At 68.9% G+C, this 20,865-nt stretch carries 24 protein-coding genes; 8 read left to right on the top strand and 16 right to left on the bottom strand.

The features are described from left to right. Positions 1-87 precede the first annotated feature (87 nt). The 5 genes from dnaA to mutM all read right to left on the bottom strand — a co-directional run bounded on the left by dnaA (position 88) and on the right by mutM (position 5,038). The gene (dnaA, locus tag ACODR1_RS21530) at positions 88-1,575 is read right to left on the bottom strand and encodes a chromosomal replication initiator protein DnaA (protein WP_488882257.1); all 1,488 of its coding nucleotides are present in this window, start codon (positions 1,573-1,575) and stop codon (positions 88-90) included. Between the two features lie 428 nt (positions 1,576-2,003). Beyond that, positions 2,004-2,279, bottom strand: coding sequence for a 30S ribosomal protein S20 (gene rpsT / locus ACODR1_RS21525; protein WP_488882256.1), 276 nt, complete (start codon positions 2,277-2,279; stop codon positions 2,004-2,006). Positions 2,280-2,428: 149 nt separating this feature from the next. Further along, entirely contained in the window at positions 2,429-3,214 is a 786-nt protein-coding gene (locus tag ACODR1_RS21520) for an enoyl-CoA hydratase (protein WP_488882255.1), read from the bottom strand. Positions 3,215-3,247: 33 nt separating this feature from the next. Then, positions 3,248-4,123: a TraB/GumN family protein gene (locus tag ACODR1_RS21515; protein ID WP_488882254.1), complete on the bottom strand. Its 876-nt coding sequence runs from the start codon at positions 4,121-4,123 to the stop codon at positions 3,248-3,250. Positions 4,124-4,174: 51 nt separating this feature from the next. Then, positions 4,175-5,038 (bottom strand): bifunctional DNA-formamidopyrimidine glycosylase/DNA-(apurinic or apyrimidinic site) lyase, encoded by an 864-nt coding sequence (gene mutM / locus ACODR1_RS21510; RefSeq protein WP_488882253.1) that lies wholly within the window; start codon positions 5,036-5,038, stop codon positions 4,175-4,177. A gap of 83 nt (positions 5,039-5,121) precedes the next feature. Here mutM and ACODR1_RS21505 point away from each other — a divergent pair, with 83 nt between their 5' ends. Next, on the top strand, positions 5,122-5,880 hold the full coding sequence (locus ACODR1_RS21505) for a class I SAM-dependent methyltransferase (protein ID WP_110118383.1): 759 nt from the start codon (positions 5,122-5,124) through the stop codon (positions 5,878-5,880). Between the two features lie 168 nt (positions 5,881-6,048). Continuing rightward, positions 6,049-7,560 (top strand): 2-polyprenylphenol 6-hydroxylase, encoded by a 1,512-nt coding sequence (ubiB, locus tag ACODR1_RS21500; RefSeq protein WP_488882252.1) that lies wholly within the window; start codon positions 6,049-6,051, stop codon positions 7,558-7,560. Between the two features lie 109 nt (positions 7,561-7,669). On the opposite strand, the gene ACODR1_RS21495 is transcribed toward ubiB, so the two are convergent. Both ACODR1_RS21495 and ACODR1_RS21490 read right to left on the bottom strand, forming a co-directional pair. Beyond that, a complete protein-coding gene (locus ACODR1_RS21495) occupies positions 7,670-8,095 on the bottom strand; it encodes an HIT domain-containing protein (protein WP_488882251.1) in 426 nt (141 codons plus the stop codon). Next, entirely contained in the window at positions 8,088-9,146 is a 1,059-nt protein-coding gene (locus ACODR1_RS21490) for a MaoC family dehydratase (protein WP_488882250.1), read from the bottom strand. Before ACODR1_RS21490 ends, ACODR1_RS21495 begins: the two co-directional genes overlap by 8 nt. 132 nt (positions 9,147-9,278) lie before the next feature. Here ACODR1_RS21490 and mdh point away from each other — a divergent pair, with 132 nt between their 5' ends. Next, the gene (gene mdh, locus ACODR1_RS21485; protein WP_101720443.1) at positions 9,279-10,241 is read left to right on the top strand and encodes a malate dehydrogenase; all 963 of its coding nucleotides are present in this window, start codon (positions 9,279-9,281) and stop codon (positions 10,239-10,241) included. A 394-nt stretch (positions 10,242-10,635) separates the two neighbouring features. Beyond that, the gene (locus ACODR1_RS21480; RefSeq protein ID WP_488882249.1) at positions 10,636-11,004 is read left to right on the top strand and encodes a YegP family protein; all 369 of its coding nucleotides are present in this window, start codon (positions 10,636-10,638) and stop codon (positions 11,002-11,004) included. A gap of 50 nt (positions 11,005-11,054) precedes the next feature. On the opposite strand, the gene ACODR1_RS21475 is transcribed toward ACODR1_RS21480, so the two are convergent. Together ACODR1_RS21475 and ACODR1_RS21470 are read right to left on the bottom strand one after the other, a co-directional pair. Further along, positions 11,055-11,486: a CBS domain-containing protein gene (locus tag ACODR1_RS21475; protein ID WP_488882248.1), complete on the bottom strand. Its 432-nt coding sequence runs from the start codon at positions 11,484-11,486 to the stop codon at positions 11,055-11,057. Between the two features lie 77 nt (positions 11,487-11,563). Continuing rightward, a complete protein-coding gene (locus tag ACODR1_RS21470; protein WP_488882247.1) occupies positions 11,564-12,454 on the bottom strand; it encodes an SDR family oxidoreductase in 891 nt (296 codons plus the stop codon). Between the two features lie 96 nt (positions 12,455-12,550). Between ACODR1_RS21470 and ACODR1_RS21465 the strand changes: the two genes are divergently transcribed. Then, positions 12,551-12,970: a winged helix-turn-helix transcriptional regulator gene (locus tag ACODR1_RS21465; RefSeq protein WP_488882246.1), complete on the top strand. Its 420-nt coding sequence runs from the start codon at positions 12,551-12,553 to the stop codon at positions 12,968-12,970. A 346-nt stretch (positions 12,971-13,316) separates the two neighbouring features. Next, positions 13,317-13,823: a DUF1993 domain-containing protein gene (locus ACODR1_RS21460; protein ID WP_488882245.1), complete on the top strand. Its 507-nt coding sequence runs from the start codon at positions 13,317-13,319 to the stop codon at positions 13,821-13,823. 233 nt (positions 13,824-14,056) lie between these two features. On the opposite strand, the gene ACODR1_RS21455 is transcribed toward ACODR1_RS21460, so the two are convergent. Both ACODR1_RS21455 and ACODR1_RS21450 read right to left on the bottom strand, forming a co-directional pair. Next, on the bottom strand, positions 14,057-14,947 hold the full coding sequence (locus ACODR1_RS21455; RefSeq protein ID WP_488882244.1) for a methylated-DNA--[protein]-cysteine S-methyltransferase: 891 nt from the start codon (positions 14,945-14,947) through the stop codon (positions 14,057-14,059). Between the two features lie 62 nt (positions 14,948-15,009). Then, a complete protein-coding gene (locus ACODR1_RS21450) occupies positions 15,010-15,486 on the bottom strand; it encodes a DUF2244 domain-containing protein (RefSeq protein ID WP_488882243.1) in 477 nt (158 codons plus the stop codon). A gap of 52 nt (positions 15,487-15,538) precedes the next feature. On the opposite strand from ACODR1_RS21450, the gene nth reads away from it, so the two are divergent. Beyond that, on the top strand, positions 15,539-16,237 hold the full coding sequence (gene nth, locus ACODR1_RS21445) for an endonuclease III (protein WP_488882262.1): 699 nt from the start codon (positions 15,539-15,541) through the stop codon (positions 16,235-16,237). Between the two features lie 101 nt (positions 16,238-16,338). On the opposite strand, the gene ACODR1_RS21440 is transcribed toward nth, so the two are convergent. Continuing rightward, the gene (locus ACODR1_RS21440; protein WP_488882242.1) at positions 16,339-17,559 is read right to left on the bottom strand and encodes an MFS transporter; all 1,221 of its coding nucleotides are present in this window, start codon (positions 17,557-17,559) and stop codon (positions 16,339-16,341) included. Between the two features lie 43 nt (positions 17,560-17,602). Between ACODR1_RS21440 and ACODR1_RS21435 the strand changes: the two genes are divergently transcribed. Then, positions 17,603-18,115: a MarR family winged helix-turn-helix transcriptional regulator gene (locus ACODR1_RS21435; protein WP_488882241.1), complete on the top strand. Its 513-nt coding sequence runs from the start codon at positions 17,603-17,605 to the stop codon at positions 18,113-18,115. Between the two features lie 128 nt (positions 18,116-18,243). On the opposite strand, the gene ACODR1_RS21430 is transcribed toward ACODR1_RS21435, so the two are convergent. The 4 genes from ACODR1_RS21430 to ACODR1_RS21415 all read right to left on the bottom strand — a co-directional run bounded on the left by ACODR1_RS21430 (position 18,244) and on the right by ACODR1_RS21415 (position 20,774). Continuing rightward, the gene (locus tag ACODR1_RS21430) at positions 18,244-18,585 is read right to left on the bottom strand and encodes a DUF2218 domain-containing protein (protein WP_488882240.1); all 342 of its coding nucleotides are present in this window, start codon (positions 18,583-18,585) and stop codon (positions 18,244-18,246) included. Between the two features lie 28 nt (positions 18,586-18,613). Next, the gene (locus ACODR1_RS21425; protein ID WP_488882239.1) at positions 18,614-19,195 is read right to left on the bottom strand and encodes a PadR family transcriptional regulator; all 582 of its coding nucleotides are present in this window, start codon (positions 19,193-19,195) and stop codon (positions 18,614-18,616) included. A gap of 90 nt (positions 19,196-19,285) precedes the next feature. Further along, positions 19,286-19,786: a hypothetical protein gene (locus ACODR1_RS21420; protein ID WP_488882238.1), complete on the bottom strand. Its 501-nt coding sequence runs from the start codon at positions 19,784-19,786 to the stop codon at positions 19,286-19,288. A gap of 91 nt (positions 19,787-19,877) precedes the next feature. Beyond that, positions 19,878-20,774, bottom strand: coding sequence for a hydrogen peroxide-inducible genes activator (locus ACODR1_RS21415; RefSeq protein ID WP_101720453.1), 897 nt, complete (start codon positions 20,772-20,774; stop codon positions 19,878-19,880). Positions 20,775-20,865: the final 91 nt, after the last annotated feature.

Here is a 20,865-nt window from a genome sequence, read left to right as displayed (position 1 = left end):
TCGGGCCACCTCCCCCAGAGGGGGAGGATCAAACGAAAAGGGCCGCCCCTTGCGGAGCGGCCCCTTCGGTCGACTTGGGAAACTCGATCAGCCGCGCAGCTTGCGGGTGATGGTCTCCAGGTCCTGGCTGAGCACGGCGTCGTCCTGGCGCAGGGCCTCGATGCGGCGCACGGCGTGCAGGACGGTGGTGTGGTCGCGACCGCCGAAGCGACGGCCGATATCCGGCAGTGAACGGGTGGTCAGCTGCTTGGCCAGCCACATGGCCGCCTGGCGCGGACGGGCGATGGCGCGGTTGCGGCGCTCGCTGAGCAGGTCGGCCTGCTTCATGCCGTAGTGCTCGGACGTCGCCTTCTGGATGTCGTCGATGGTGATCCGCTTCTCGCCGCCGCGCAGGTGCGGGCGCAGGATCGCCTGGACCTCGTCGAGCGACAGGCGCGACAGGCGCTCGCCGGCCCGGGCGGTCAGGGTGTTGAGCGCCCCTTCCAGCTCGCGGACGCTGTCGGTGAAGCGGTCGGCCAGGAATTGCAGCACTTCCGGACGGACCGTCCCGACGAAGCCCTGGGCGCGGCCCAGCGCCTCGATCTTGCGCTCCAGGATGCCCAGGCGCAGCGAGCGGTCGGCCGGCTCCATGCCGCAGACCAGGCCCGCCGACAGGTGCGAGCGCAGGCGCGCGTCCATCTCGGTCATGGCCGAGGGCGGCCGGTCGGCCGAGAACACCACCCGGCGGCCGTCCTCGACGAGGGCGGTCAGGGTGTGGAACAGCTCTTCCTGGCTCGACTGCTTGCCGGCGATGAAGTGCACGTCGTCGATGATCAGGAGGTCGGCGCCGCGCAGCTCGTCCTTGAAGGCCGTGGTCTGGCGATCCATGACCGCGCGGACGAAGGTCGACAGGAAGCGCTCGGCGGTCAGGTAGACCACGCGCTTGTTCGGGGCGGCGCGCATGGCCTCCCAGGCCAGGGCGTTCAGCAGGTGCGTCTTGCCGAAGCCGTAGGGGCCGTGGAACAGCACCGGGTTGAAGTGGCCGTCGGCCCAGCTGGCGACGCGGCGCGCCACGGCGTGGGCGAACTCGTTGGCGGGGCCCGGAACGAAGCTGTCGAAGGTGAAGCGTTCCTGCAGGCCCTGGATGGGCGAGGTCTTGCCGGCGACCGGGGCGGCGGCGGCGGGAACGTCGCTGGAGACCGGCAGCACGATCTCGATCGGCTGCGGCTTGGCCTCGACATAGACGGAGCCGGTGGTGGCCGAGGCGGCGTCGGCCGAGGCTTCGAATTCGAGGCGCGACTTCAGGTCCAGGCGGCGGCCGACGGCGTCGCCGGCGGTCCACAGCTCGCCGATGCGGCGCCAGGCGCTGCGACGGATCCAGTCGCGCGCGATGCCGGTGGGGGTGACGAGCACGACGTCGCCGCCTTGCGTCTCGCGCAGCACCGCGGGCGCGATCCACGAACCGAAGGCGGCGTCGCCCAGCTCGCGCTTCAGGGAGACGCAGACTTTGTTCCACACGATGCCGGCAGGCTCGCGCGTGACGGCGGCATACGCCGCCGACAATTCATGACTGGCCGCCCCGACCTTGATCGACATCAGTTCACCGCCTCGCGCCTGCATACACACAATTACAGATTGCCGGTCGCAAGCCCCCCATGGCGCACGACCGAACTCAGAAACTCTCCCCCCGCATTTATTGAGGACACACAGGGGCTTAACCGGCGAACGCATGGTGTCCGCCGCCGCCGCTGTCGTCACAAGACTGGGAGAGCGCTGAGACCTTTAAACTAGCCACCGGCCCGGGCCGGTCAAACGGAAAACTTGCGTCCGATCGCGGATATTTCTGTTGACTCGCGACACCGCCTCGCCCGTCAAGGGAAAGCCGTTTTGAAGACTTTCGTTCGACGAGCCGGGGGGCAGGTAAAGGAGTACGTAGGCAAAGCAAAAGCCGACCGAGTTGCCTCGATCGGCTTCTACAAGTCTTTGATTTCGCTGAACGAACGGTGTTCGTTCGCGATCTGGACTTAGGCGGCGGCCTTATCCAGCTTCTTCAGACGGGCGGCCAGGCGCGACACCTTGCGCGAACCCGTGTTCGGGTGGACGACGCCCTTCGAAACGGCGCGCATCAGCTCCGATTGAGCCTCGATGAAGGCGGCCTTGGCGACGGCGACGTCGCCCTTGGTGATGGCGTCTTCGAACTTGCGCAGGAAGGTGCGCACGCGCGAGCGGCGAGCGGTGTTCACTTCGGTGCGACGGGCGATCTTGCGGATCGCTTTCTTGGCGCCGGGATTATTGGCCATGGATAGGACCTTCAAACGGACGGCCGCGCGGGCGGCCGCGAAGCAGGTGAAATCAAGAGCGCGCGGATATACGGGAAGGCCGTCGACCGGTCAATCCATCCACAATGGGAATCTTCGCCGGCCCGGGGCTGAACCAGGCCGGCCGGGGATCACGACCCCTTGAACGCGGGTTTGCGCTTCTCGACGAAGGCGGCCATCCCTTCCTTCTGGTCGTCGAAGGCGAACAGCGAGTGGAACAGCCGGCGCTCCAGAGCCACGCCCGCGGTCAGGGTGGTCTCGTAGGCGGCGTTGACCAGTTCCTTGTTCATGGCCGTGGCCAGGGGCGACTGGGAGGCGATCCTGGCGGCGACCTTCACGGCCTCGTCGACCAGCTGGTCGGCGGGGAAGATGCGCGAGACCAGGCCCGCGCGTTCGGCTTCCTCGGCGTCCATCATCCGGCCGGTCAGGATCATGTCCATGGCCTTGGACTTGCCCACCAGGCGCGTCAGGCGCTGGGTGCCGCCGATACCGGGCGCGACGCCCAGATTGATCTCCGGCTGGCCGAACTTGGCGGTGTCGGCGGCCAGGATGAAGTCGCACATCATCGCCAGTTCGCAGCCGCCGCCCAGGGCGTAGCCGGACACCGCGGCGATGATCGGCTTGCGCACCGTCTCGATGGCGCGGGCCTGGGCCGTGAAGAAGTCGGCCTTGAACATGTCGGCATAGGACTTGTCCGACATCTCCTTGATGTCGGCCCCGGCGGCGAAGGCCTTGGGCGAGCCGGTCAGCACGATGCAGCCGACCGTGTCGTCGCCCTGGGCCTGGGCCAGGGCCTGACCCAGTTCGCTCAGCAGCACGCTGTTGAGGGCGTTCAGGGCCTCGGGCCGGTTCAGGCGGATCAGGGCCACGCCGGGCGCGGCCGTGGGGCGTTCGACGATCAGGGTCTCAAAGGCCATCTGCGCTTGGTTCCTCGTGTTCAGTTCGGCCGTCTAGCGCGGCCCTTCGACATCGTAGCCCAGCGCGCGCAGGCGGGCCGGAAGGCCGTCGGGACCAAGAAGGTGCCCCGCGCCCACCACCACCACCGTCCGGCCAGAGCCGGCCAGGCGCGCTTGCAGGGCGTCCATCCACCGTGCGTTACGCTCGACGATGAACCGACGATAGAGGGCGGGCGAAGATTTCCGCATTCCGCCGACCACGGCGCGCTCCAGCGCCTTCTGATCGCCCTGCGACCAGGCGGCCACCAGCCGGCGGTAGGCGCCGGGGTCTTTTTCCAGCTGCCTAATGGTGGCGTTGAGGGTTCTCACCTGGTCGGCCTCCGTCGCGCCGGCGAACAGCGCCATCTGCTCGTCGGGGGTCTCGAAGGCCTTGCGCACGACCTTGGGCGGCGCGGCCGCCTGCAGCCGCCGCTCGACCCCGCCCTCGGCCAGGCCGCGGTCCTGGGCGAAGGCGGCCGTGGTCAGCCGCACCTCGGCCATCCACGGCTTGAGGCGCTCCAGTTCGCTCATCGGCACGTCCAGGCGGCCGGCCAGCTTGCGCAGGCGGGCGGCGGCGCGGGGCTTGAGCCGCGAAGTCAGGGTCTGGCCGGGCGGCAACAGGCCATAGGCGCCGGCCAGGTCCTGCATCCGACGGTCGGCGGCCGCGTCCATCGGAACCTCGAACCACAGGTCGTCGGCCTGGGAGAGGGCGGCGTCCAGCGCCGGCGGCTTCCAGTCGAGATCCTTGGGCAGGACGTGCATCGAGCCGAACAGCACGATCTCGGAATCCGCGTCGCGCACCGTCCACACCGGCGGCGCGGCCAAAGCGGGCGCGGTGAGGGCGGGCGCGGCCAGCAGCATGGCCAGGGCGACGAGGAGGGAACGGAACATCACGCCAAACCGAAAAAGCCGCGCCTCAAGCTGGAGAAGGCGCGGCCAGGGTCATTTCTGACAAACGGGGCAGAAAAAGGTTGAGCGCCCGGCCTGGACCTCGCGGGCGATCACGCCCTTGCAGCCAAGCGTGGGGCAGGGCTCGCCCTCGCGGTCGTAGACCCGGAACCGGTGCTGGAAATAGCCCAGCGCCCCGTCGGCGGCGGCGAAGTCCTTCAGCGACGATCCGCCGACCTCGACGGCCTCGGCCAGCACCTCCTTGATGGCGGCGGTCAGCGGGCCTAGCCGCTTGCCGGCGATCTGGCCCGACGGCTTGAACGGCGAGATGCCCGAGCGATGCAGGGCCTCGCAGACATAGATGTTGCCCAGGCCCGCCACGGTCTTCTGGTCCAGCAGCAGGGTCTTGGGCCCCTGCTTGCGGCCGCCGAAGGCCTTGACCAGGGTCTTGGCGTCGAAGGCGTCGCTCAGCGGTTCCGGGCCCATGGTCGCAAACCACGGATGGCGATCGACGCGGTCGGTGGCGATCAGGTCCATGAAGCCGAAGCGGCGGGGGTCGTAATAGGTGATGGTCGCGCCCTCTTCGGTCTCGAACACGACGTGGGCGTGCTTGTCGTCCGGCTTGACCTCGCGGGCGAAGTCGCCGGGTCTCACGGCGCCCTCCGGGGCTGCGATCTCGAACCTGCCGGTCATGCCCAGATGCATCACCAGGGTGTCGCCGCGATCCAGCGGCGCCAGCAGATATTTGGCGCGTCGCTCCAGCCGCAGGATCCTCGCGCCGGTCAGCCGCTGGACGAAGCCGTCGGGCAGGGGAAAGCGCAGGTCGGGGCGGTTGGCGCGCACGCGGGAAAGGCGCGCGCCGGACAGGACGGGCTCGAGTCCGCGGCGGACGGTCTCGACTTCGGGCAGTTCGGGCAAGGAAGACCCCTTAAAACGATGACGCGGCGCGAGACGCGGTCTAATAGGCGAAGATCATATAGAGAGCCCGACCCGTAGACGTCATGAGCAAGCCCTCCGCCACTTTCGGATTCAAGGACGTCGATCCCGCCCTGAAGGCGGGCCTGGTGCGCGGGGTCTTCGACCGCGTGGCCAAGAACTACGACCTGATGAACGACCTGATGAGCGGCGGCGTGCACCGGCTCTGGAAGGACGCGGTCGCCGCCCGCCTCAACCCGCAGCCGGGCGAGATCATCATCGACTGCGCCGGCGGCACCGGCGACATGGCTCGCCGCTTCGCCAAGATGGCCCGCAACGCGCAGCAGCGCCGCGGCGGTCCGGACGCGACCATCAACATCGTCGACTACAACGCCGAAATGATCATGGCCGGGATCGAGAAGGGCGGCGAGCCCGAGATCACCTGGACGGTCGGCGACGCCCAACGCTTGCCGCTGCCCGACGCCTATGCCGACGCCTATGTGATCTCGTTTGGCATCCGCAACGTCACCGACATCGATGCGGCCCTGCGCGAAGCCCGCCGCGTGCTCAAGCCCGGCGGCCGCTTCCTGTGCCTGGAGTTCTCGCGCCCGGCCACCGAGGCGCTCGCGAAAGCCTATGACGCCTACAGCTTCAAGGTCATCCCGCAGGTCGGCGAATGGGTCGCCAAGGACCGCGACGCCTATCAGTACCTGGTCGAGAGCATCCGCCGCTTCCCCGACCAGAAGACCTTCCTGTCGATGATCGAGGCCGCCGGCTTCAAGCGGGCCACCTACACCAACTTCACCGGCGGCGTGGCGGCCCTGCACCAGGGCTGGGCGCTCTGAGCTCGACAAGCCCATCCATCGTCGACGGGACCGCCCTCGTCCTTCGACAAGCTCAGGATGAGGGCGACTGGCAAGCCGCTTCAGTAGAAATCCTCACCCTGAGCCTGTCGAAGGGCGGGATTTCGGACCAAGATCGATGACCTCTTCCTCCGTCGCAGTCTCGGCCGCATGAGCCGAACCGCCGCATTTCTCCGCCTGATCGGCGCCGGCTGGCGCCTGGTGCGCGCCGACGCCCTGGTTCCGAAAGAGGTCGAGCCGCTGCTGCCGCCGTCGGCGCGGCTGGCCGGCCGGTTCCTGCGCCTGTTCGCCGGCGGCAAGACCCGTAAGGGTCGTCCGGGCGAACGCCTGGCCCGCGCGCTGGAGGGCTTGGGCCCCGTCGCCATCAAGATGGGCCAGTTCCTGTCGACCCGGGCCGACATCTTCGGCGCGACCTTCGCCGAGGACCTGTCGCACCTGAAGGACCGTCTGCCGCCGTTCCCGACCGCGATCGCGCGGGCCGAGGTCGAGCGCAGCCTGGCCCGGCCGATCGACAGCCTCTACGCCAGCTTCGGCGAACCCGTGGGCGCGGCCTCGCTGGCCCAGGCCCACGAGGCGACCCTGCACGACGGCGCCAAGGTGGCCGTGAAGGTGCTGCGTCCCGGCATCGAGCGCCGCGTGGCCGAGGATAGCGCCACCCTGCGCCTGGCCGCGGATCTCGCCCATCGCCTGGTTCCCGCCGCCCGCCGCCTGCGTCCGCGCGAGTTCGTCGAGGTGGTCATCCGCGCGCTCGACCTGGAGATGGACCTGCGCTTCGAGGCCGCCGGCTGCGCCGAGCTGGGCGAGGCCATGGCGCTGGACACCCACATGCGCGCCCCTGCGGTGGTGTGGGACGGCGTCGGCAAGCGGGTGCTGACCCTGGCCTGGGCGCCGGGCGTGCCGCTGTCGGATCCCAAGGCGCTGGAGCAGGAAGGCCTCGATCGCAAGGCCCTGGCCGACAACGTCACGCGCGGCTTCCTGGCCCAGGCCCTGGACCACGGCCTGTTCCACGCCGACCTGCACGAGGGCAACCTGTTCGTCAGCGCGCCTGCCGCCATCACCGCCGTCGACTACGGCATCGTCGGGCGGCTGGGCCCGGCCGAGCGCAAGTACCTGGCCGAGATCCTCTACGGGTTCCTCAGCCGCGACTACGTGCGGGTGGCCAAGATCCACTTCGACGCCGGCTATGTGCCCGCCCACCAGGACATGGACGCCTTCGCCCAGGCCCTGCGCGCCGTCGGCGAGCCCGTGTTCGGACGCGACGCCCGCCAGGTGTCGATGGGCAAGCTGCTCGCGCAGCTGTTCGAGATCACCGCCCTGTTCGAGATGGCCCTGCGGCCCGAGCTCGTCCTGCTGCAGAAGACCATGGTGACGGTCGAGGGCGTGGCCCGCCGCATCGATCCGACCCACGACCTGTGGGCCGCCTCCGACCCCGTCGTCCGCCGCTGGATCGCCCGCGAGCTGTCGCCGGTGGCCCGGATGAAGGAACTGGCCGACGAGGCCCTGCGCGCCCTCAAAGCCATGGCCCGCTACGCCGAACAGCCGCCGGCGCCGCCGACGGTGATCGTGGAAAAGCGCGCCGTGTGGCCCGGGGTGCTGGCTGGCGCGGCGGCGGCCGCCCTGGCCTTCGCCGCCGGCCTCGGCGCGGCGACATTGCTGGGCTAGCGCAGCGCGTGATCCTCGTCCTTCGACAAGCTCAGGAAGAGGATCAAGGGATCGACCGTGCAGTCGTAAACCTCACCCTGAGCTCGTCGAAGGGCGAGGTTTTCGCAGCCTAGAGCCCCAGCGCCTCCCGCGCCGCGGCGATCGCGGCGGCGCGCACGTCCTCGGGATAGGGGACGCCTGCGCTGTGGCCCCACACCGGGCCCGGCCAGGCCGGATCGCCGGCGCGGCGGCCCAGCACGTGGACGTGCAGTTGCGGTGTGACGTTGCCCAGGGCCCCGAGGTTCAGCTTGTCGACCGCCAGGCCCAGCACCTTGGCGACGGCCCGCACGGCCGCGCCGGCGGCGACGGCTTCCTCGGTCAGGGCCGTGCGGCCCTCCGGCGACAGGTCCTCGATCTCGACCAGGCCGTCGGCGCGCGGGATCAGCACCAGCCACGGATAGCGGGCGTCGTCGTGCAGGCGAACGTGGCAGAGCTCCAGCTCGCCGATCGCGTGGGAGCTGGCCGGAAAGGCCGGATGCAGAGAAAAATCAGCCACGCTTGGGGACCCCCGCCCAGTAGTCGAAATCCAGGATCACCGCCGGATCGTAGGTCCCTTCGGCGTCCTTGTCGGGGAAATCCGTACACGGCCTGTCCTTGGTGGCAACCAGCCGTAACCGCAGGGCGCCGAGCGCTCCCCCAGACCCAGGCAGGTCCGCCTTGTCGAGCACCTCGCTCCAGGCGAACACCGTCGAGCCGGCGAAGAACGGCGCCACGTGCCGGCCGCCGTTGATCCCCAGGACCAGGCCGGCGTTCTGCAGCCCGTTGAACGACAGGGCCTTGGCTGTCGAGATCACCACCCCGCCATAGACGAGGCGCCGGCCCGACGGGTCCTTGGCGCGTTCGAACTGGTTGAAGTGCACCTTGGCGGTGTTCTGCCACAGGCGGGTGGCCATCTGGTGTTCGGCCTCTTCCACCGCCATGCCGTCGACATGGTCGATCTTCTCGCCGACCGCATAGTCCTCAAAGGCGTGAGCCGCCCCGGCCAGCGCCCAGTCGTAGCGTGAGAAATCCAGGCCTGGCGGAACGACCAGATCCTCGGGCGAGACCGCCTTGGCCAGGTCCGGAACCGACTGGGCCTCGACCACGGCCGCCGGGTCGCGCTTTCGCACCATGACCCAGCGCACGTAACTCAGCACCGCCTCGCCGCGTTGGTTGGTCCCGGTGGTGCGGACGTAGACGACCCCGGTCCTGCCGTTCGAGTTCTCCTTGACCCCGATCACCTCCGACGTCGCCGCCAGGGTGTCGCCCGGAAACACCGGGGCCAGGAAGCGGCCCTCGGCGTAGCCCAGGTTGGCCACCGCGTTCAGGCTGATGTCGGGCACGGTCTTGCCGAACACGACATGGAAGGCGACCAGCGGGTCGACCGGGGCGGCGGCCAGGCCGCTGGCGCGCGCGAATTCGTCTGACGAGAAGAGGGAAAACCGCGGTCCGTAAAGCGCCGTATACAGCGCGACGTCGCCGGCGGTCACCGTGCGCGGCGTGGCGTGAACCAGCACCTGGCCGGGCCGGAAGTCCTCGAAAAAGCGTCCAGGATCGGTCTTGCTCACGGCGCCTCTCCTTGTGTTTGTTGTGATCGTTTTGCCGCAGCGCAGCGAAACGGGAAAGGGGGCTTGAGACTGAGCCGCGAGGGGCGTAGACCGCGCCCCGACATTTCCTGTCCACAGCCTGATGGAGACCCCATGGCTCGCGCGAAGATCGCCCTTATCGGCGCCGGCATGATCGGCGGCACCCTGGCCCACATCGCCGCTCGCGAAGAGCTGGGCGACGTGATCCTGTTCGACATCGCCGAAGGCACCCCGCAGGGCAAGGCGCTCGACATCGCCGAAGCCTCGGCCGTGTTCGGCAAGGACGTGGCCCTGAAGGGCGCCAACGACTACGCCGACATCGCCGGCGCCGACGTCTGCATCGTGACCGCCGGCGTGCCGCGCAAGCCGGGCATGAGCCGCGACGACCTGCTGGGCATCAACCTGAAGGTCATGAAGGCCGTCGGCGAAGGCATCAAGGCCCACGCCCCGAACGCCTTCGTCATCTGCATCACCAACCCGCTCGACGCGATGGTCTGGGCCCTGCAGCAGTTCTCGGGCCTGCCGAAGGAAAAGGTCATCGGCATGGCCGGCGTCCTGGACTCGGCCCGCTTCGCCTACTTCCTGGCCGAAAAGACCGGCGTGTCGGTCGAAGACATCCACGCCTGGACCCTGGGCGGTCACGGCGACGACATGGTCCCGATGGTCCGTCACTCGACCGTCGGCGGCCTGCCGCTGCCGGACGCCGTGAAGGCCGGCTTCCTGACCCAGGAAGAACTGGACGCCATCGTCGAGCGCACCCGCAAGGGCGGCGGCGAGATCGTCGCCCTGCTGAAGACCGGCTCGGCCTTCTACGCCCCGGCTGAAAGCGCCATCGCCATGGCCACCAGCTACCTGAAGGACAAGAAGCGCGTCCTGCCGTGCGCCACCTTCCTGAACGGCGAGTACGGCCTGTCGGGCCTGTACGTCGGCGTGCCGGTCGTCATCGGCGCCGCCGGCGCCGAGAAGATCGTCGAGTTCGAAACCAACGACGCCGAGAAGGCGATGTTCGCCAAGTCGGTGGAGTCGGTTCAGGGCCTGATGGAAGCCTGCAAGGCCATCGACCCGTCGCTGGTCTAATCGTTTCCGCGATCACCAAAACGACGAAGGGCGGCCCCGAAAGGAGCCGCCCTTTTTCGTTTGCTCGGCGTGAAGCCCAAGATTGTTTCGATTGAAACTAAATTGTTTAGAGAGCAACCTCTCCCGGCCGCGTGAGCCTTGGCGCATCAAGCATAAGGGCGGCCTACTGAAGCATAGATAAAAAATTGTTTTCGATTTCGTCCGTTCATTTTGCTGCGTGAAATTGTCTTGAGTCTAAACAGACTCAACAGGCGAAATCTTATCATGAGGTCGAGAGGGTTTCGCCTAACTGATGCGCCTCAAGCCTCTACTAATGGGTGGGTGCTTGTGGTGGTGGCCCCATATGTAGTGCTGACCTATTGACGACTCAAAAATTGAGAGGTCTCATCTGCACATGACGCTGAAACGTCGAAGCCGCCCGGGTGGCACCCCAAGCGGCTTCTGCGTCAAGGCGGTTCCCGGACCTTTTGGCGGCATCGGGAAACGTTGGCTACGACGCCAAGACGATCTGTCTTGGAGCCATACGTGTCAAGCCGTCTCCTTTGACCCTGCGCCTAAGGACGCATTCAAAATGGCGACCGTTACCTACCCCTGCTACATTCAACGTAAAGACGCCAAAGGTGAATGGCGTTGGACCTACTTCGCGAAGAACGCGGAAGCGATCGCTGTCAGCAGCGAGAGCTACAAGAACCGCGCCGACTGCACCCACGGCATCGACCTCATGAAGGCCTCGAATGCCTCGCCGGTCTTCTTCTACGAATAAGGCCTGAAAGCAGGAACTTAGGCGGTAGCGGGTTTGCCCGCTGCCGCCTTTTAGTGCGCCGCCTCGCCGGTCTCCTGCGAGATCTCTTCCAGTGTCTTGCCGACCTGCTTGGCGCCGTAGTCCTTGGCCACGTCGCCGAGCGACAGGATGCCGGTAAGGTTTCCGCTCTCGTTGAGCACCACCAGGCGGCGGACCTGGTTGTTGGCCATCTTGGCGGTGGCGTCGGCCAGGATGTCGTCTTCCTTGACCGACAGCACCTCGCCGTCGCTCATCACTTCGGAGACGGGGCTGTCGAAGCTGCGGCCTTCGGCCACCACGCGCAGCACGATGTCGCGGTCGGTGACCAGGCCCAGCACCTTGCCGTTGTCGACCACCGGCACCACGCCGCTGTCGATCTTGGCCATCACCTCGGCGACCTTGCGGATGCTGTCGCCGGGACGGGCGACCGAGACCTGGCTGGTCATGGCGTCGCTGACTTTCATGGGTCTTCCTCCTTCTGGGGGAGTGGAATTGGACCCGCTAGAAACCCCGCGACGCCGCAGACCGTTCCGCTTGTTCTCTAGGCCAGCGCCGCCTTCTGGCTCGCCAGGAAGGTCGCGACCGAGGTCGGCGCCTTGCCGGTCAGGCTTTCGACCGTGTCGGTGAGCACGGCGTGGCGGCCCTCGGCGGTGTCGTGGTCGAAGACGGCCAGCAGATCCACATAGGCCGGCGGCAGGCCGGCGCTGGCCAGGCCCGCGCGCAGGGCGTCCAGCGGGATGTCCTGGTGGGTCACCGGCTTGCCCGAAACCTGCGCCAGCAGGGCGGCCAACTGGTCCTGGGTGACCGCCTCGGGGCCCGTCACCTCGAGGACCTGGCGGCCTTGCGCGCCCAGCAGGGCGGCGACATCGGCGCGGGCGCAGTCCTCGCGCGCGACATAGGCGCGGCCCTTGCCGGCCGTGGCGGTGTAGAGGGTCCCGCTGGCCAGGGCCTGGCCCGCGCCCATCAGGATCGTCTCGGCATAGAGGTGGTGGCGCAGGATGGTCCAGTCGAGCGAGGCCTCGGCGAAGATCGCCGCCTCGGTCCAGAAGTGGTCGTCTAGGCCCTGGGCTTGCGGACGCACGCCGGGGGCCGAGGTGTAGGCGATGTGCTTGATGCCGGCCTTTGCGGCCGCAGCGACGGCGGCGCGGTGCTGGGCGATGCGGCGGCCGGGCTTGTCCAGCGCGTCGGTGCTGACCAGCAGCAGGCGGTCCACGCCCGCGAAGGCGGTGTCCAGCGAGGCCGGATCGTCGAAGTCGGCGGCGCGCACCTCCACGCCCCTGGCGGCCAGGTCGGCCAGCTTGGAGGGATCGCGGGTGGTGGCGATCACGTGCGGGGCGCCGGCCTCCAGCAGCAGTTCGACTACGCGGCGGCCCAGTTGGCCTCCGGCGCCGGTCACCAGAAGGCGGTCGTTGAGGAAGGGTTGGGCGGTCATCGCAGGCGTCCTTTGCTGGTCTCTTTTCGAGACCAAGTGTAGATGTGAGACCGATCGTGCGCCGTAAAGACGGCAGTTTTCCGGGAGATAGGCACCTTGAAGGAACCACCTGCCCTTTCGCCAGAAGCGATGTGCGAGGCGATGGACGGCTGGCGCGGCCAGGGCTTCACCAGCGCCGATTGCCCGGTGCGCGACGTCGTCGACCACCTGGGCGACAAGTGGAGCACGCTGATCCTGTCGCTGCTGTTCATCGGCCCCAAGCGGTTCGGGGCCCTGCGCCGCGCCGTGCCCGACATCTCCCAGCGCATGCTGACCCAGACCCTGCGCGACCTGCAGCGCGACGGCCTGATCGAGCGTGAGGTGTTCCCCACCAAGCCGCCGAGCGTCGAATACAGCCTTTCGCCGCTGGGCATGTCGCTGCAGACGCCGCTGAACGCGCTGATCGCCTGGGCCGTGGAACATCACGGCGCGATCCGCGAGGCCCGGGCGCGCTACGACGGGGCCGAGGCGGCCTGAAAGATCCTCCCCCTCTGGGGGAGGTGGCCCGGAGGGCCGGAGGGGGGACGTTCTCAGCTGCCGCAACGCTGGCCGCCCACACCCCACCCGTAAAATCCCAGCGAAAGCGGGGACCCAGGTGTTTTATCGTCGAGCGCCGTGGGTTTCAGAAAAAGCCTAGGTCCCCGCTTTCGCGGGGATTTTACGGAAGATGGGCCGTTCTCAGCTTCCGCAACATCCGAAAGCCATCCCCCCACTGATCGCTGACGCGATCGCCTCCCCCACAAGGGGAGGTTCGCAACACCACAGGGCTGCGCTTGCCGCCGAACCACCCTACATCCAGCGCCCAAGCCTCACCGGAGCTCTCATGACCATCACCGCCCACCGCGTCAGCGTTCCCGTCTTCGTCCAGGGGCTGAAGGGCCTGTCGGGCGTGCTGGCCAAGGCCGCCGCCCATGTCGAAGAGCGCAAGCTCGACCCCGAGGCGCTGCTGAAGGCCCGGCTCTATCCCGACATGTTCCCGCTGATCCGCCAGGTGCAGATCGCCACCGATTTCGCCAAGGGCGCCAGCGCGCGCCTCGCTGGCGTCGAGGTTCCGGCCTGGGACGACGTCGAGACCAGCTTCGCCGACCTGTCGGCTCGGGTCGCGCGCGCCATCGCCTATGTCGAGGGCCTGGACCCGGCCGCCTTCGACGGCGCCGAGGACCGCACCGTGGCCCTGACCCGTCGCGGCGAAACCACCGAGCACAACGCCCTCGACTACCTGACCGCTCAAGCCATGCCGAACTTCTATTTCCACCTCTCCACCGCCTACGCGATCCTGCGCGAGAACGGTGTCGTGCTGGGCAAGCGCGACTTCCTCGGTACGGCCTGAGCCCGACAAGGCGGCGGCCCTCAGGGCCGCCGCCTGAACGCCCATACCAGGCCCGCCAGCGCGGTCAGCACCCCCGCCGCCGCCGACAGCACCACGGCCAGTTCCTTCAAAACCTCCGGTTCCATTCGCTCCACCCGTCACTCACCCCGCATCGCGGTCACGGATCAGCGTGGCCTGACGCGACGTCGAGTTCGGACGTATGTTCCCTTTTTGTTCTGAAGCGTAAGCGATGCTTACGCCACCTCGCGCGTGGCCACCGCTTCCAGGCCCAGGATCGCGGCCTTGCGGGCCAGGCCCCAGTGGTAGCCGGTGAGGCGGCCGTCCTTGGCGATGGCCCGGTGGCAGGGGATCAGCAGCGAGATCGGGTTGGCGCCGATGGCGCCGCCGGTGGCCTGGAAGGCCTTGGGCTTGCCGGCCCAGGCGGCGACCTGGCCGTAGGTCGCCGTGCCTCCGGCCGGGATCCGCAACAGCGCCTTCCACACCTGCACCTGGTAGGGCGAGCCGATTAGCACCACGGGGAGGGGGCCTTCGCCGGCGCCGAAGGCCTTCAGCGCGGTGTCCTGGGCGGCCATGTCGTCGCGCACCCATTCCGCGCCGGGCCAGCGGCGGTGCATGTCGGCGAAGCTGAAGTCGTCGTCGCCGTCGGAGAAGGCCAGGCCCGCCAGGCCTCGCTCGGCCAGAACGAACAGTCCTCGCCCGAACGGGGTGGGAGCCCAGCCCCAGCGCAGGGTCATGCCCGCCCCGCGCCGGCGCACCTCGCCCGGGGTGGCCGCCTCCTGGGCGATGAACAGGTCGTGCAGCCGCGAGGGTCCCGACAGGCCCGCATCATAGGCCGCGTCCAGCACGCTGGCCCCGGCCTCCAGCGAGCGGCGGGCCTCGGCGTGGGCGATGGCGGCCACGAAGGTCTTGGGGCTCACGCCTGCCCAGCGGGTGAAGATCCGCTGGAAGTGGAACGGCGACAGGCCAACGGCGTCGGCGGCCTCGTCCAGTGACGGCCGCTCCATCCAGCGCTGGGCCAGCCAGTCGAGGGCCGTGGCCATGCGATGATAGTCGGCCGAGCGCTCTGCCAGGCGCGCGAGGATTTCGGACGCGGAAGGTTCGGACTGGACGAGATCGAGGGCCATCGGCGCACTCTACGCCGGGCAGGGCAGTGCGTCCGCCCGGTTCTTGCGCTGCCCGTCCTGGCTCAGGCGTAGCGCTCGGCCCGCGCCGCCTTGATCGCCCGTTCCAGGGCGCGAGCGAAGGCCACGCGCTCCTCGGGGCTGAGCGCCCGGGCCAGGGTCAGGCGGCGGCGAGACATGAAGAGTCGCACGCGGCTCTCGTGCTCGCCCGGCTGGTCGAGGTCTACGCGGGTGAAAGCCGTCGGCGAGGTCCAGACCACCCGAGCGCCCTTGTCGTCTTCGCGGCTGACGGTGATCGCCTCGGCCGTGACCTTTACCCGTTCGGAGCGAGACAGGGCGCGGTTGCTGGCGCGCAGGGCCAGCCACAACGCCAGGACGTCCAACCCCAGGAACGGCAGCACCGGCGGCGCGCCGACCACCAGCAGGAAAACCGCGACCATCAGGTTGAAGGCGATCGCCACGCCCAGCACCAGGCCCATGCCGGCGCGGCTCAGCGACCGGTTGGGGCGGATCACGGCGTCCATGTAGAGCGCGGCGGCCATGCCAAAGGTCTACGCCCCTCGCGCCGCCTTGGCGAGCAGGCCGCATCACGGCATGGTCGCGCCGATGGCCGCCAGCAAATCCCTCGTCAAGAAACGCCCCGCCGGCAAGCGGATCACCGCCGCCGAGCGCGAACGCGTGCGCATCCTGTTCGAGCGCTTCGAGAGCCTCGAACTGCGTCCCAAGACCGAGCTGAACTACTCCAACCCCTACGAGTTGGTCACCGCCGTGGCCCTGTCGGCCCAGGCCACCGACGTGCAGGTCAACAAGGCCACCGGCCCGCTGTTCCAGGTCGCCGACAGCGCCGAGAAGATGCTGGAGTTGGGCGAGGACGGCCTGATCTCCTACATCGCCTCGATCGGCCTCTTCCGCACCAAGGCCAAGAACGTCATCGCCTCGGCTCACATCCTGATGGACCGCTACGGCGGCCAGGTGCCGTTGAACCGCGAGGCCCTGGAAAGCCTGCCGGGCGTGGGCCGCAAGACCGCCAGCGTGGTGCTGAACGAGTTGGACGTCGAGCCGGCCATCGCCGTCGACACCCACGTGTTCCGGGTCTCGCATCGCTTGAAGCTGTCGGCCGGCAAGACGCCGGACGCGGTCGAGGACGACCTGATGCGCGTGGTGCCCGGGCCCTACCAGACCCGCGCCCACCACTGGCTGATCCTGCACGGCCGCTACATCTGCATCGCCCGCAAGCCCAAGTGCGAGATCTGCAAGATCGCCGACCTCTGTCCGTCACTGGGGCTGTTCTGAGGCGTTGGGACCGAAACCTCGCCCTTCGACAAGTTTCCACCGAACGCCCGCAATGATCCTCATCCTGAGCTTGTCGAAGGACGAGGATCACGCATTGAGCCTCAGACCCGCGCGCCCGGCTTGAAGCGGGCGGTCATCGCCATCATCGCCACGACGCCCGCCGCCATCAGCAGCCAGGCGGCCGACAGGTCGGACGAGGCGTCACGCACCCAGCCGGCGAAGAACGGCATGACGCTGGCCATGACGTAGCCGCCGCCCTGGACGAAGGCCATCAGGTCGCCGGCGCTTTCCGGGTCGCTGGCGTGGTCCAGCGTGACGATCAGCGACAGCGGGAAGATCGCGCCGATGCCCGCGCCCAGCAGGCAGACGGTCGGCAGCACCAGCCAGGGGGCCAGCAGCAGGCAGGCGATGCCGGCCAGCAGCGAGGCCAGGGCCGCCGCCAGCAGCGGGCGGCGGTCGGGGCGACGGGCGATGGCGGCCGAGACCGCAAGGCCCGCCAGCACTTCGCAGACGGTCAGGGCCGACAGGGCATAGCCGGCCTGGTCGGCGGTCAGGCCCCGGCTGGCGTAGAACGGCGGAAACCAGGCCAGCACCAGGGTATAGGCGCCGGTGCCGATGCCGAAGAAGGTCAGCAGCAGCCAGGCGCGGGGGCTCTTCCACACCGACGGTCGGCGCAGGGCGACCGGGCCGCCGGCCGGTGCGGCCTCCTCGCGCTTGGCGGCGCGCAGCCACAACGCCAGAGCCAGCACGGCGGGCAGGGCCCACAGGCCGAACATCGCCTGCCAGCCGGCCAGGCGGGTGACGCCCGTGGCCATGGCGGCGGCCACGGCCGCGCCGGCCATGATCCCGGTAGTGTAGAGGCCCATCATCCGCGGCGCGCCCTCGCCGGTGGTCCGCTTGATGAAGCCGGGCATCAGGGCCTGCACGGCCGCGACGCCGACCCCGACCATGGCGGCGCTGGCGAAGAGGCCGGTGGTGCTTGGCCAGAGCGCCCGCAGGCCGCAGGCGATGGCGATGGCCAGGAGGCCGATGGCCACGCCCATGCGCTCGCCCAGGGCCCGGCGCAGCGGCGCGGCCAGGAGGGCGCCCAGGCCCATCAGCAGGATCGGCAAGGTCGTGAGCAAGCCTGCAGCCGCCGAAGATGCGCCGGTGGCGGCCTTCACCTGGTCGAGCACGGGGCCCAGCGCGGCCAGGGCCGGGCGCAGGTTCAGCGCCGCCACGACGATCGCCGCGATGGTGAGCAGGGCGCCGCTTTGGGCGGCACGGGTGGAGGCAGACGCGCTTTTACGCGCCTTGGCGTCTTCTTCGTAGGCGAGGACCACGATATATCTCGTTGGAAAGTATCTTGACGGCGAGATATATCCGATGACGGCGAAAGCCAAGCGTCATGACCGCGCAGGTGCGGCCTCGGTCCAGTGGCGGCGCGAGCGGCCGGACCTGGATCCATTCCCGATGGAGCTGGTCGGTCGCCTCTGCGAGGTGGCCGAGATCGTGCTCAAGGAGAGGCTGGCGCCGCTGTTCGCCGCCCATGGCCTGCAGCGCGGCGAGTTCGACGTGCTGGCCACCTTGCGCCGGGCAGGGGAGCCCTACGCCCTGACCCCGACCGACCTCTATGAGACGGCCATGGTCTCGTCCGGCGGCATGACCGCGCGGATCGACCGGCTGGAGAAGATGGGCCTGGTCGGGCGCCGCCCGCATCCCAGCGACCGTCGCGGCACGCTGGTGGCGCTGACGGAGGAGGGCAGGGGGCTGCTGGACAAGATCCTGCCCCTGCACATCGACAACGAGCGGGCGCTGCTGGCCTCGCTGGACGCCGGCGAGCAGCAGGCGCTCAGTGGGTTGCTGGCCAAGCTGTTGTCAGGGTTGGGGCCGACCTAGGGGCGAAACCTCGCCCTTCGACAGGCTCAGGGTGAGGTTTTCCGCAGTCCGAAGCCTTGCCCTGGTCCTCATCCTGAGCTTGTCGAAGGACGAGGACCACGCAGGGGCGATGGGGAGGGCGGCGGGGCTTAAACCCCCAGCCCCAGGCCGCCGCGCGCCTTGGGCGGGTCGATGTGACCGGCCTCGCGGGCGCGGGTCCAGTTCAGCTTCTCGACGTTCTCGCGGAAGGCGAAGCGCAGGATGTGGTCGGCGACCACCTGCTCCAGCTTGGCCAGGGACTCCAAATCCTCGGCCTCGACGGTCATGTCCAGGCCTTCGGCGTCGGCGGTCATCCGGCACGGGCCCAGCGGTAGCGGGAAGACGGCCGTGGTCTCGGTCAGCTCGACCTCGAACTTGTGGCCCCAGTGCTTGGCCAGCTGGGTCATGTAGCGGGCGGCCTTGTCGGTGACGAGGCGGGCGTGGCTCTGCATGAGATGTGCTCCTCTGTTCCGGCCCGGTTCAGACAGCTTCGATCTGCGTTGCGGCGTCGTCCAAAGCCTTGGCGATGGCGGCGATCTGCTCGGAGCTTAGGCTTCCGGCGTGCAGTTTCAACCGCAGGGCCGTCTTCAGGTTTTCGCGGGCTCGCAGGATCTGCGGCGCGAAGGCGGCGCTGCGCGAGGCGGCCTCGGCCATGCGCTCGAACAGGCCGTTCACCGGCTGGGCGTTGGCTTCCAGGAAGGCCTGGCCCTCGTCGGTGATCGTGTAGAGCTTCTTGCCGCCGCCGGCGTCGGTCGCGGCGACGTAGCCGAGCTCCTCCAGCAGGGTCAGGGTCGGATAGATCACGCCAGGGCTGGGGCTGTAGGCGCCGCCGGCCGCGGTCTCGACCGCCTTGATCAGTTCGTAGCCGTGGCTGGGCTTGTCGGCGATCAGCTTCAGCACGACCAGGCGCAGGTCGCCGTGGTCGAAGAAACGGCCGCGCGGGCCGCCGCGGCCGAAGCCCCGTCCGCCCATGCCGCCGTGTTCGCGGCCGTCGAAGCCGAACGGATGGCGGCTGTGATGACCCCCGTGGCGGCCGTGATGGTGATGATGTCGTCCAAACATGTGTGCTTCTTTCGATGCAGTTTCGTTATATCGAAATTATAGATATATCGAAACCGATCGGCGTCAAGAGCTATTTAGATATATCTGATGCTATCGGGATGCGACGGCGGCCGAAAAGGCCTGGGCGCACAACTCCTCGCCGAAGGCGTCGCTGAGCTGTTCCTCGGCCTCGCCCATCTTGATGACGGCCAGGCGCGAGCCGACGATGGTCTTGCCGATGGCGTAGTCGCCGACGGTCTTGCCGGTGCGCACGTCGACCAGCCGGGCCTGGCTGCGCAGCACGTTGGCGCCGCCGACCAGGGCGGTCATGGCCGGATTGGCCTTGTCGAAGCGGTCGAGCTTCACCTCCAGCCGCAGCGGCCGCTGGCCCTTGGCGCAGCCGTCCAACTTGGCCTGCACCCGCTGCTTGAACAGGGTGTCGAAGCCGTCGGTGACCTTCAGTTCGCCGCGCGTCAGCCGTACGTCGGAAATCCTGGCCTGGGCGCGCCAGTCGGCCGGCAGGTCGTCGACCGCGGCGCTGCGTGAGAGGCTGACGCAGCCCGTCGCCATCGTCGCCACGCCCAGCAGGGCCGCCATCTTGGCCGCGTTCATCCGATGTCCTCCAATCCCCGGCCCAGAACGCGCCGAACGGAGAATGGTCGCAGATCGAAAGAACGCCGGTATTGAATGATCGCGCGGCGCTTCAGGCCGCGCGCAGGGTCTCGGCCAGCAGGCGGCCCTCGGCGGCGCGGCTGGAGCCGGCCCGCCAGGCGACCACGATCTCGCGGGTGGACTGGGCGGTGGCGAGCGGCCGCACCGTCACCGGCGCGTTCTCGGCCAGGCCCGCCTGCACGGCCATGGCCGGCAGGAACGACACGCCCAGGCCCGAGCCGATCATCTGCACCAGGGTGGGCAGCGAGGTCGCCGCGAAGCTCTCCTCGTCGCCGACGCCCTTGGGCGGCTCCAGCCCGCAGGCGGCCAGGGCGTGGTCGCGCAGGCAGTGGCCGTCCTCCAGCAGGATGACGTCCTGGCCGTCGAGGCTGGCCGGGTCGACCCTGTCCTGCATGGCCATCGGATGGTTGGCGGGGGCGGCGGCCAGCAGTTCGTCGTGCTCGACGTGGGCCCAGTCCAGGCCCGTCATGTCGTAGGGCAAGGCGATCAGGGCCGCGTCCAGCGAGCCGGCCTTCAGCGAGGCGATCAGGCGCTGGGTCAGGTCTTCGCGCAGAAAGAGGCGCAGCTTCGGAAACTGGTCGCGCAGCAACGGCAGGGCGCGCGGCAGCAGGTACGGCGCCACGGTCGGGATCACCCCAAGGCGGAAGCGCCCGGCCAGCGGCTGGCCCGCGCCGCGCGCGGCCTGCACCAGGTCTTCGGTCTGGGCCAGGATCGAGGTCGCCCGGCGCACCGCCTCCTGGCCCGCGGCGGTCAGGATCACGCCGGAGCGCGCGCGGTCAACCACTGGCGCGCCGAGGATCTTCTCCAGTTCCTGAATCCCGGCCGACAAGGTGGGCTGGGTGACGTAGCAGGCCTCGGCCGCCCGACTGAACGAGCCGTGCTCGGACAGGAGCTTCAGGTACTGCATCTGGCGAAGGGTCGGGAGCATGGATCCGATATAGGCCGCCTCTATCGAAAATCCAAAAGCAATCGAGGCGACCTCAGGGTGGCGGCCATCGCCCGCAGACCTGCCGCGGTGG

It is taken from the genome of Caulobacter sp. FG7 (genome assembly GCF_057808875.1).
This window is presented reverse-complemented; position numbering and strand designations above follow the sequence as displayed.